At 59.7% G+C, this 11,266-nt stretch carries 11 protein-coding genes; 6 read left to right on the top strand and 5 right to left on the bottom strand.

Annotated elements, in window-relative coordinates:
- Positions 1-598: 598 nt before the first annotated feature.
- The 4 genes from BLT77_RS02965 (at position 599) to BLT77_RS02950 (ending at position 5,173) form a co-directional block, all read left to right on the top strand.
- Positions 599-1,888: an NCS2 family permease gene (locus BLT77_RS02965; protein ID WP_090361775.1), complete on the top strand. Its 1,290-nt coding sequence runs from the start codon at positions 599-601 to the stop codon at positions 1,886-1,888.
- 128 nt (positions 1,889-2,016) lie between these two features.
- Positions 2,017-3,135, top strand: a complete 1,119-nt coding sequence (gene proB / locus BLT77_RS02960) for a glutamate 5-kinase (protein ID WP_090361772.1) — start codon at positions 2,017-2,019, stop codon at positions 3,133-3,135.
- Positions 3,132-4,382: a glutamate-5-semialdehyde dehydrogenase gene (locus BLT77_RS02955; protein WP_090361770.1), complete on the top strand. Its 1,251-nt coding sequence runs from the start codon at positions 3,132-3,134 to the stop codon at positions 4,380-4,382. The genes proB and BLT77_RS02955 overlap by 4 nt, the downstream gene beginning before the upstream one ends.
- 101 nt (positions 4,383-4,483) lie before the next feature.
- Entirely contained in the window at positions 4,484-5,173 is a 690-nt protein-coding gene (locus tag BLT77_RS02950; RefSeq protein WP_090361767.1) for a hypothetical protein, read from the top strand.
- On the opposite strand, the gene BLT77_RS02945 is transcribed toward BLT77_RS02950, so the two are convergent.
- Positions 5,094-5,948: a U32 family peptidase gene (locus BLT77_RS02945; protein ID WP_090361764.1), complete on the bottom strand. Its 855-nt coding sequence runs from the start codon at positions 5,946-5,948 to the stop codon at positions 5,094-5,096. The genes BLT77_RS02950 and BLT77_RS02945 overlap by 80 nt on opposite strands.
- Positions 5,949-5,960: 12 nt before the next feature.
- Positions 5,961-6,956 carry a ubiquinone anaerobic biosynthesis protein UbiU gene (ubiU, locus tag BLT77_RS02940; protein ID WP_090361762.1) on the bottom strand — a complete coding sequence of 332 codons (996 nt, stop codon included), beginning with the start codon at positions 6,954-6,956 and terminating at the stop codon, positions 5,961-5,963.
- Between the two features lie 132 nt (positions 6,957-7,088).
- Here ubiU and ubiT point away from each other — a divergent pair, with 132 nt between their 5' ends.
- Complete coding sequence (ubiT, locus tag BLT77_RS02935; RefSeq protein WP_090361759.1) at positions 7,089-7,526, top strand: ubiquinone anaerobic biosynthesis accessory factor UbiT; 438 nt, start codon at positions 7,089-7,091, stop codon at positions 7,524-7,526.
- Positions 7,527-7,530: 4 nt separating this feature from the next.
- On the opposite strand, the gene BLT77_RS02930 is transcribed toward ubiT, so the two are convergent.
- The 3 genes from BLT77_RS02930 to queF all read right to left on the bottom strand — a co-directional run bounded on the left by BLT77_RS02930 (position 7,531) and on the right by queF (position 10,241).
- Complete coding sequence (locus tag BLT77_RS02930; RefSeq protein WP_090361756.1) at positions 7,531-7,782, bottom strand: YfhL family 4Fe-4S dicluster ferredoxin; 252 nt, start codon at positions 7,780-7,782, stop codon at positions 7,531-7,533.
- A 119-nt stretch (positions 7,783-7,901) separates the two neighbouring features.
- Positions 7,902-9,281, bottom strand: coding sequence for a prephenate-dependent tRNA uridine(34) hydroxylase TrhP (gene trhP, locus BLT77_RS02925; RefSeq protein ID WP_090361753.1), 1,380 nt, complete (start codon positions 9,279-9,281; stop codon positions 7,902-7,904).
- A gap of 105 nt (positions 9,282-9,386) precedes the next feature.
- The gene (gene queF / locus BLT77_RS02920; RefSeq protein WP_090361750.1) at positions 9,387-10,241 is read right to left on the bottom strand and encodes an NADPH-dependent 7-cyano-7-deazaguanine reductase QueF; all 855 of its coding nucleotides are present in this window, start codon (positions 10,239-10,241) and stop codon (positions 9,387-9,389) included.
- 57 nt (positions 10,242-10,298) lie between these two features.
- On the opposite strand from queF, the gene syd reads away from it, so the two are divergent.
- Positions 10,299-10,922, top strand: a complete 624-nt coding sequence (gene syd / locus BLT77_RS02915; RefSeq protein WP_176819169.1) for a SecY-interacting protein — start codon at positions 10,299-10,301, stop codon at positions 10,920-10,922.
- Positions 10,923-11,266 lie beyond the last annotated feature (344 nt).

The following is an 11,266-nucleotide window of genomic DNA, read 5'->3' as shown; positions in this document are numbered from 1 at the left end:
CGTAACGGCCACGCCGTTATTCTGCCTCACTCTGCCGAGGCAACCGTATCTCCAGGGAACCGAGTCGCTGTGCCAAGGAACTGCACCACTATCGAATCAGTGTTAGCAACTATCGGAGCATACATTATGAACACCCAATTTGGTTACACCGTTAACCTGTATGGCAGCTGGTCATCCGCCGGCTGGAACGCGACCGCAATCTATTACGTTCGCTAAGCTTCACCCCTTGTAATTTCATCAGTTACTTGTTTTAGACCCCATCTGTGCCATTGGCGGGATTCGCCGATGGTTGTACGGTCCGACTTTGTCATCCTTGACGCCGGCAACCTTGTTGCCGGCGTTTTTTTATCCCTTTTTCATGGCGCTGTTCCTTAAAACGGGCCCGAGATCGTTCATGTCGGCGGTATCCGTCGTCGGCGGCCTGAGATTTACTGCGCTAATCCCGATCACATTCCTGAGCATTTTCATAACAGTTTTGCCATCATTTTGGCCTTTTGCTTGCTGAAATGTGGCGAAATCCGCATAATTGCGCCGCAACTGCCCCAGGCAGTGCGACTCTGTACTCAAATTATAAAATACTAAAAAATTAGGACATCCTATGTTGGAAAAGCTCTTCAAGCTGAAGGCCAACGGTACCAGCGCGCGCCAAGAGGTGATCGCCGGACTGACGACCTTCCTGGCGATGGCTTATATCATCTTCGTAAACCCATCGATGCTGGCCATTGCCGGAATGGACCAAGGGGCCGTATTTGTGGCCACCTGTCTGGCAGCTGCCATCGGTTGTTTCATTATGGGCTTTGTGGCCAACTACCCTATCGCTCTGGCACCCGGGATGGGCCTGAACGCATTCTTCACCTTTGTGGTCGTCGGTCAGATGGGCTACTCCTGGCAGACAGCCCTGGGGGCGGTATTCCTGTCCGGTCTGTGCTTCCTGCTGCTGTCGGTCATCAAGGTTCGTGAGTGGATCGTTAACGCGATTCCCATGTCGCTGCGACTGGGTATTGCTGCGGGCATCGGCCTGTTTCTGGCGTTTATCGGCCTGCAAAGTGCAGGGATCATCGTCGATAATCCGGCGACTCTGGTGTCTTTGGGGGATGTCACCCGCTTCGAAAGCATCATGGCGATGCTCAGCTTCCTGCTGGTGATTACCCTGGTTCATTTCCGCCTCAAGGCGGCGGTACTGATCAGCATTCTGGCGGTCACCGTGTTGGCGCTGGTGTTTGGTAAGCAGGAGTTTACCGGCATCATGTCCCCGCCGCCGTCCATCATGCCGACCCTGATGCAGATGGACTTGGCCGGCGCCATGGAGGTGGGCATGCTGTCTGTGGTGTTTGCCTTCCTGTTTGTGGATCTGTTTGATACCTCCGGTACTCTGATTGCGGTGGCGCAGCGCGGTAACATGCTTGACGATCAGGGCAAGTTGCCTCGCCTGAGCAAGGCGCTGTTTGCCGACTCCAGCGCCACCATTGCCGGCGCCATGCTGGGAACCTCCACCACCACCAGTTACGTGGAAAGCACCGCCGGTGTCGCCTCTGGCGGCCGGACCGGTCTCACTGCGGTGGTCGTGGGCTTGCTGTTCTGTGCCTGCCTGCTGTTCTCACCTCTGGCGGGGATGGTGCCTGCCTATGCCACTACCGGAGCCCTGCTGTACGTCGCCATCCTGATGATGTCCGGCCTGGTGGGCGTAGACTGGGAAGACTTGACCGAAGCGGCGCCGGTGGTACTGACCACCCTGGTGATGCTGTTGAGCTACTCCATCTCTCACGGCATCGCCGTGGGCTTCATCAGCTATGCGGCACTGAAACTGATGACCGGCCGGTTCCGGGCTCTGAACCCCGCAGTGGCCGTTCTGGCGATCGCCTTTATCCTGAAATACGCCTTCCTATAAGCAAGTCGTATAAAAAAGCAACGAGTCGTGATGGGCGTCCCTTTTAGGGGCGCCTTTTTGCGTTTTTAAGATGTGCTTTGAGGAGCCCTGGGTTATAAAGGAGAGATGTGTCTTTAACTGTCAGTACGATGTCTTCTTTATCAACGTCCTATAAACGCGTGGTGGTTAAGCTTGGAACCAGTGTCCTTACCTCTGGGGGGGAGTGTCTGGATCGGGCCCACATGGTTGAACTGGTGCGCCAGATGGCTCGCCTGAAACGCGGCGGCTGCGAGGTGATACTGGTCACTTCCGGTGCCATCGCCGCAGGGCGGGAGCATCTGGGACAGCCGAGTCTGCCCAATAACGTGGCCAGCAAACAGATGTTGGCGGCGGTAGGGCAGAGTCATCTGATTCAACAGTGGGAACACCTGTTTAACCTCTATGGCATGCACGTGGGACAGATGTTGCTGACCCGGGCCGATCTCGACGATCGGGAGCGCTACCTCAACGCCAAAGACACCCTGCATGCACTGCTTAATTTTGGCATTGTGCCCATCGTCAACGAGAACGACGCCGTGGCCACGGCCGAGATCAAGGTGGGGGATAACGACAACCTGTCGGCGCTGGTGGCGATGCTGGCGGACGCCGATAAACTGATCCTGCTGACCGACCAGCAGGGGCTGTTTACCGCCGATCCCCGCTCCAACCCCCAGGCCGAGTTGATTTCCGAGGTAAATCGCATCACCGACGAGCTGCGAAAGCTGGCCGGTGGCAGTGGCTCCAACCTGGGCACCGGAGGCATGGCCACCAAGCTGCAAGCCGCCGATGTGGCTCAGCGGGCCGGGATTCCGGTGGCGATCGCCGCCGGCCACAGCGAAGGGGTGATCGAGCGACTGGTGCTGGGTGAGTCGGTCGGTACCCGTTTCTGCGCCGATGCCCAGCCCTTGGATGCCCGCAAGCAGTGGTTGCTGGCGGCACCCTCCAGTGCCGGTTCGGTGACCGTCGATGAGGGGGCGGTGCGTGCCTTGGTGGATAAGGGATCCAGCTTATTGCCCAAGGGAATTGTGGCATTGAGCGGATCTTTTCAGCGTGGCGCCACCATCGACATCTGCAACCACAGCGGCCGCATCATCGGCCGTGGCATTGCCCGTTACGATGGCGCCAGCCTGGCCAAGATTCTGGGCTGCCACTCGGATCAGATTGAGCAGCACCTTGGCTTCAGTTACGGCACCGTGGCGGTGCATCGCAATGATTTGGTGATTCTATGAGTAATAACGAATTGAGTAATCTGGGCCAGGCGGCCCGCCAGGCCAGTTTTGCCCTGATGTCGCTGCGCCGCCCCCAGAAAGACGCCCTGCTGACCAGCATCATCGATGGCATCGGTGCCGCTCAGGAGGAGATTCTGGCAGCCAATGGCCAGGATCTGGCCGATGCCCGCGACGCCGGACTGGACGACGCCATGCTGGACCGACTGCTGCTGACGCCGCAGCGACTGGAGGCGATCTGCAGTGACATTCAGACCGTCATCGGCCTGGCGGATCCTGTGGGCGAGGACATCGACAGCAAGCTGTTGGATAACGGCATGCGCCTGAGCCGCCGCCGCATCCCCCTGGGCGTGGTCGGGGTGATCTACGAAGCGCGGCCCAATGTCACCATCGACATCGCGGTGTTGGCGCTGAAAACCGGTAACGCCGCGATTTTGCGAGGGGGCAAGGAGACCCGGCGCAGTAACCTGGCGCTGGTGGCGGTGATTCACCGGGCCCTGGCTGAGCATAACCTGCCCCAGGCAGCCATCGGCCTTATTGACAACCCGGATCGGGCCCTGGTAGCCCAACTGCTGAAGCTGGATCGTTACGTGGACATGATCATTCCCCGCGGCGGCGCCGGCCTGCATCAGCTGTGTAAAGAGCAGGCCACCATACCGGTGATTACCGGTGGCATCGGCATCTGCCACCTGTATGTGGATGTCAGCGCCGATCTGGACAAGGCGCTGGCGGTGATTGAAAACGCCAAGGTTCAGCGGCCGACGGTGTGCAACGCTCTCGATACCCTGCTGGTGCACGCTGATGTGGCCGGGACTCTGTTGCCAGCGTTGCAGGCGCGACTGGCCCCCCAGGGGGTGAAGCTGCTGGGCTGCGCCCGCACCGCGGCGCTGATTGAGGCGGCGCCCGCCGAAGAGGGCGATTATGACCGTGAGTGGTTGTCCCTGACCCTGGGCATTAAGGTAGTGGACGATGTCGAGCAGGCCATTGACCACATTCGGGCCCACTCCAGTGATCACTCTGAATCGATTTTGACCGCCGACATGGCGGTGGCCCACTACTTTGCGGCCTGTATCAACTCGGCGGCGGTGTACATCAATGCCAGCACCCGCTTTACCGATGGCAGTCAGTTTGGTTTGGGTGCGGAAGTGGCGGTCAGCACCCAGAAGCTGCATGCTCGTGGCCCCATGGGGTTGGAGGCGCTGACCACCTACAAGTGGCTGGGTGTCGGCGACTACACCGTGCGTCAGTAAACCCTTCCTTCCCGGCGGTGCGGGGTCAGACTGCGCCGCCGCGGTTTGCTCCATTCCTCGGAGCAGGTACACTGTGCAGCATTGCGCAAAGCGGAAAAAGTATGAAATTTCAGCACCGTCCACTGGTTCGACTGACTAATCGCATCGGCATTGCCGCCCTGGCTCTGCTGCTGTTGCCCTCTTTGATTGCCGCGCTGGTGTACCAGGGGGAGAGTGGCGAATCGTTCAGTTTCCTGAATCACAGCCTGTCTGAGCTGGGGCGTTACGGCACCTCGCCTCTGGCGGTGCTGGTGAATGGCGGGCTGTTTTTCGGCGGCTTGGCGCTGACCTTGTCTTTTATCTTCAGTAACTGGCTAATCAACAGAAGCTTTCGATCTCCACTGCTGGTGTGCGGGGTGTTGCTGAGCCTGTGCTTGTCCGGCTGTGGGTTGTTTCCGGTCAACGTCGGCGCCCTACACTCCAAGGCGATGATGGCGTTTTACGCCATGACCATTCTCTGCGCCCTGTTTTATTGCCGCTCTATCCTGGTGGACAAACCCCCGCGCTGGGGGGTGGTACCGGCGGTGGCGGCGGCGCTGTTTGCCTCCAATCTGCTGTTTCGAGACGACGCCATGCTGGTGTTGCAGGATCGCTACCCCTTCGGTTTGTTTGGGGCCGAGCGGCCACTGATCTGGTGGCCGGCCCTGCTGGGGTGGTTGCTGCTGGTTTCCGTTACCCTGTGGTTGTTTTATGCGTTGGTACTGGTATTTCGTGACGGCGAAGCGGAGCCGCAGCGGCCAGATCCTCACTAAGTTGGGTTAGCCAATCGGCGTCCAGGCCGGGCCCGGGCACCAGGCGCATCCACTCCACTCCCTGTTGTTGCCAATAATGGATGGCGTCGAGCCGGTCAACCGGGATGGCGCCGTGGGTCTGAGGCCCGTTGATGTGCAGCATCTCCTGGCCCTCCAAAGTGGAGGCCAGCGGCAGTGACCGCTGTTGGCAGATTTTGTCGCAGTGGGCTTTGTTGCGCCCCTGAATCCGGGCGGTGGCACAGCGGGCTGAGACCGCCAGTACCGGCCAGCCGAAGCCGATCATCTCCGCCGACAAGGGGGTAATCAGTGCCTCCCGGGCCTGGGCGATCAGCACCGCGGCGTTGTCATCGCTGATGTCGATGGGCGGGGTAAAACCGATGGCGCCCAGGCTTTGCATCCACCTCAGGCTGTCGAGGTTGTACAGATTGAGGTTGGCGCTGGCCAGAAACGGCCGTTTCTGCTCCGCCATCAGCTGCACGGCGGTCAGGTCACTGGCCTCCACCAAACACTCGGTTTGATGGCAGATCTGTTGCAGCAGCTTCAGTTCCCTCGGGCCGTTGATCAGATTCAGGGTCGACAGCACCACCTGCTTGCCACTGTGGCTGGCGACCTCGGCGTACTCCAGCAGGCTGCGCAGCGCAGGCCGGTCGCGCTTTTCACACACGGTTTCCCCCAGGTAGACCCGGTCGACGCTCAACTGGTTGAGCTGCTCCAGTTGCCGTTGCTGCTGTTGGCGGCTCAGCGGCCAGCTGTTCAGGGTTAATGACAGTTTCATCGATGCTCCTTATCAGTGCCAGCTGCCGAGGTAGGCGCCGGTGGTGATCAGGCTCCCTTCCGCCAGTTGCTTCAATTGTCCCTGCCAGTGGGGATCGCTGCGATAGCCATCCGGGTCGTGGCGCCAGCGGTCGATGGCCTGACGCCAGATCTGGGTGACCTGACGGGTGTAGTAGGGGCTGCGTTGGCGCCCCTCCAGTTTCAGGGCGGCGACGCCGGCCCGGCCAAAGCGGGGCAGCAGCGGTAGGGTGGACAGGGAACAGGGACGGGAGATGGGGTAGAGGGCTTTGCCGTCGACCACAAACTGGCCTTTGCATACCGTCGGGTAGCCGCCGGGTTCATTGGGGGCGACCCGATCCAGCAGGTGGCCATTGAGGCGCACGTCGCGGCTGTGGTTTTGCGTCTCCCAGCTCACCAGCGCACCGGGAGAGCAGGCGCCGCCGGAGTTGGGGGAGTGGCCGCTGGCGTAGTGGGACAGCTGGCAGCGGCCCTCTGCCATGACGCACAGGCTGCCTCCGGCAAACACCTCAATCTCCACCGGGCTGTCGGCACAAATCGCCTCCACGGTGTCGATGTCCAGTACCCGGGGTAACACCGCCCGGGTGATGCCAAACTGCTCGTGAAACAGTTTCAGGGTCGGCAGGTTGGCGGCACTGGCTTGCACCGACAGATGGCGCTCGGTGTCCGGATAGTGGCAGGCGGCGAAGGCCAGCAGACCGGGGTCGGCCATGATCAAGGCGTCGGCCCCGGCTTCGGCGGCGGTGCACACCGCTTGCTGCCAGCGCTGTTCCTGGCCCGGTTGGGGGAAGGTGTTGATGGCCACCATCAGCACCTTGCCGCGTTGGTGACAGCGTTCGCTGGCCTGTTGCAGCTCGTCGGCGGTGAAGTTGATGCCAGCAAAGCTGCGGGCATTGGTGTCGTTTTTCAGGCCGACGTAGACCGCGTCGGCGCCCGCGTCCAGGGCGTTGTCCAGGGCCGCCAGATTGGCGACCGGAGCCAGAAGTTCCATGTCTTAAACTCGACTGAATTTGTGGATTTTGCCAATTTACCGGAAACCGGAAACCAGACTTTGATCCTGAACACTGATTGTGATGAAGATCTTAATTACAATGCGTTTTTTGACCTAATGACGGATGCTTAGGTGACACACTCTCTGCCCCACTTTACCCCCCCTCTTACCCCCATCGCCCTGGTGTTGCAGCAGGTGCTGAAGCTGCGTTTCGATGCCTTGCTGCGTCAGGGAGAACTCAATTTTCTGGAAGGCAAACGGATCGCCATTCAACTGCGGGGGATGCCGATGGCGGTGTCTTTGGGGTTGACGGCTGGTGCCTGGCAGATTGACTGGGCCGATGGCAGTGAAGACGCCCTGCTCGACGGCAGCCTCAGCGCCTTTACGTTTCTGGCTTTTGGCCAGGGGGATGCGGATGGCCTGTTTTTTCAGCGACAGCTGGAGATGAGCGGTGAAACCGAACTGGCGATGGAGCTGAAAGCCTTGCTGGGTCGGGTCAGCTTGCTGCCGCCATTGCCGGAGTCGCTGCTGCCCTGGTGTCGCCGGCTGCTGAAAGGGCCGTTCGGCTGAGTGCTCAGGCCTTGCCGGTCAGGATCAGGTATTTGGCCATCAGGGTGGCCTCGTCTTCCTGATGCTCAGGATCCGGGTCGATGCAATCGATGGGGCAGACGCTGACGCAGGTGGCCTTGTCGTAATGGCCCACACATTCGGTACAGCGATCCGGGTCAATCTCGTAGATCTCCTCACCCATGGTGATGGCCTGATTGGGACACTCAGGTTCACACATGTCGCAGTTGATGCAGCTGTCGAGGATGATTAACGCCATGATGGTTCCGGTCCGATTACGAGAGAGGGCGGCGACTTTACCATAAGTTTAGTTGTGAGTCAGCCCGAAGCAAAAAGGGCACCCCGGGGTGCCCTTTTGATTGCCTAATCAGCGCGGGTTCAGGCCGGTTTAATGGGGTTACGGGTGGTCTGCCCCTCGTCCAGGTTGCGCATCAGGATGGCATGGCCCAGATCGATCTCTTCCGGCAGCGGCAGGTACACGGTGTGGCCGTTACCCGGCGCCACGTCCATGGTTTCGCCTTTGCGGTTTTCGATGTGCTCCAGATTGAGGTTGAGATTGCCCTGTGGGGTCATCAACTCGACGCTGTTGCCAATCTCGAAGCGGTTTTTCACCAGCACTTCCGCCAGACCCTGGGCGTTGCGCTCGCCGGTGAACTCGCCGACAAACTGCTGCTTCTCGGACACCGAGTAGCCGTAATCGTAATTCTGGTACTCGTCGTGGGTGTGACGACGCAGGAAGCCTTCGGTGTAGCCACGGTGGGCCAGGGACTCCAACGACAGCATCAGGTTGGGGTCGAACGGGCGGCCGGCGGCGGCGTCATCAATCGCCTTGCGGTACAGTTGCGCGGTACGGGCGACGTAGTAGAAGCTCTTGGTGCGGCCCTCGATCTTCAGCGAGTGCACGCCCATTTTGCTCAGGCGCTCCACGTGCTGAATGGCACGCAGATCCTTGGAGTTCATGATGTAGGTGCCATGCTCGTCTTCAAAGGCAGGCATGTACTCACCGGGGCGGTTGCCCTCCTGCAGCAGCACGATCTGATCGCTGGGGGCACCGGCGCCCAGGGTTGGCTGCACGATTTGTGGCTGGCTGGCGTCGGTTTGCGGGTTTACCGCTACTACGTCGCCGGCTTCGTTCTCTTTGGCTTCGTGAACGTTGTAGTTCCAGCGGCAGGCGTTGGTGCAGGTGCCCTGGTTGGGGTCACGCTTGTTGATGTAACCGGACAGCAGGCAACGGCCGGAGTAGGCCATACACAGGGCGCCGTGAACAAACACCTCCAGCTCCATCTCCGGACACTGCATGCGGATCTCTTCAATCTCGTCCAGGGACAGTTCCCGCGACAGGATCACCCGCTCAATGCCCTGGCGCTGCCAGAATTTGACGCTGGCCCAGTTGATGGCGTTGGCCTGTACCGACAGGTGAATCGGCTGATCCGGGTAGGCGTCTTTGACCATCATGATCAGCCCGGGATCGGACATAATCAGCGCATCTGGCTTCATCTGCATCACGGGGTCGATGTCGCGCAGGTAGGTCTTGAGCTTGCTGTTATGAGGAGCGATGTTGGAAACCACGTACAGCTTCTTGCCCTGGGCGTGGGCTTCGTCGATGCCGGTCGCCAGATTGTCCAGGTTGAAATCGTTGTTGCGCACTCGCAGGCTGTAGCGGGGCTGACCGGCGTACACCGCGTCGGCACCGTAGGCAAACGCGTAGCGCATATTCTTCAGGGTTCCCGCAGGGGACAGCAGTTCTGGCTTAAACATGGTATTCCTATAGCTCTTCAGGGCGGCGGGCATTCTACAGAATGCCCGCCTGCGGATGCAAATTTGATTATAAAATAACCATTGCCAACGTGTGGCTATTGCCGCTTACTGGCGGGCCAGACGGTGGTTGGCTGGCAGGGCTTCAAAGTCGCTGCGGAACGGGTTAATGTCGAGGCCGCCGCGACGGGTATAGCGCGCGTACACCGTCAGTTGCTGGCAACCACAATAGCGTTTCAGGTCCATGAAGATTCGCTCTACACACTGCTCGTGGAACTCGTTGTGGCGGCGAAAGCTGATCAGGTAACGCAGCAGCTTTTCCCGGTCGATGCGGCCGCCTTTGTAGCGAATCTGGACGCTGCCCCAGTCCGGCTGCGAGGTGATCAGGCAGTTGGATTTCAGCAGATTGGATCGCAGGGTTTCTTCCACTACGTCGTCACCGGCGGCGCCACTGAGGTAATCCGGATTAAACTGGTAGTCGTCGATGCTGATGTCCAGATCGTCGATCAGCTCGCCCTCCAATTCCACCAGAGGTTCGGCGGCAAAGGCATCGGGCAGGACGATGTTCACCGACACTTCGCCCTGGGCGCACTGACTCAAATCTCTGGCCAGGGCGTCGCGCACCGCGTCGACGCTGTCGAAGCGGGTCTGGTTGAAGCTGTTGAGGTACAGCTTGAACGACTTGGACTCCACCAGATTGGCGGAGCTGACCGGTAGGGCAAAATGGGCGATGGCCACCATGGGCTTGCCCTTGGCATTGAGCCAGGACAGTTCGAAACCGGTCCAGATGTCGGCGCCAGTGAAGGGCAGGGCATCGCCCAGGCCGATGGCATCACGGTTCAGTTGCCTTGGCACCCCTTGCAACAGCTCTGGGGCGTACTGGTCCTGATACTGGGTTTGCTGGCCCAGAGTTAATCCCGACAGGGCGTCGGCCCCTTGGTAGGGATCGTGATGATCTGTCATAACGTTTCCGATTCGTGGCACAATAATCCTCTATTCTACCCCAGTGACCCGGAATCTATGAACCACAGTGCCGCTTTAGAGCAGTTTTTCGACCGTTTTCGCCACGCCTGGCAGTCTACTCACGGCCAGTTGCCGGTAACCGACCGCGATGAAGCCGGGCCAGCGGCCGTCTCTGAGCATGAGTTGGGCCAGCACTGGCAGGCGGTGCCTCAGCAACCGCTGGGAGCGTTTTCCAACCTGGAGCCGGCATTGGAGTTGCCGGTACACCCGGATCTGCAGGCGTTCTATGGTCACTTCTACGGCGGCAACCTGCAGTTTGATGCCGACTTTGGCTGTGGTGAATTGCTGCAGCCCTGGAACCAGGATGATTTTGCCTTTCTGCAGGAGAATCTGGTGGGTCACGCGTTGATGAAAAAGCGCCTCAAGCAACCGGCGACCTGGTTTGTGGGGGTGATGGAGCAGTCGGATGCCATGGTGGTGATGGACAATGCCGACGGCAGCCTGTGGCTGGAGGTTCCGGGGCAGGAGCCGCACCAGAAGCTGGCGGACAACCTGTCTGAGCTGTTGGGCCAGATTGCTCCCAGAGTGATGATGCCTGAACCGGCTCCGCTGCCGCCTCCGCGGCCAGGGTTCTGGGCCCGGCTTAAGGCGATGCTGGGGGACCTTACTGGTCGCCGTTAACCCGGCGCATGGCGAGAAAGCGGTGTCGCTTAAAGGCGCCTGTTGGACGTGGACTTGATTCTGACCTGCGCCGATGTGACCGCCCTTTCAAATGCCGTTTTCTGCCCGTTTTAAGAGGAGTGGCTGCCCCGGTTTTTACCATCGGAGCCTCGGCGGTAAGCGATTGACCCATTGGTCGACACCGATAATGGGGGGGGCAATCACTTCGGTTTCGAGTATTGGTTGCTCTTTTTTATTCCAGTTTGTGTTTTTGACTCTGTGGTCCAGTCACTGCCCGATTACCTAGGCTCTTCAATTGTCTGAGAACAAACTCATGGTGCTTACCCGAGGGGTTTAGACTGTCT

Source organism: Ferrimonas sediminum, assembly GCF_900100175.1.
GTDB lineage: Bacteria > Pseudomonadota > Gammaproteobacteria > Enterobacterales > Shewanellaceae > Ferrimonas > Ferrimonas sediminum.
Note: the sequence above shows the minus strand (reverse complement) of the source record. Positions and strands in the feature narration are given on the sequence as shown.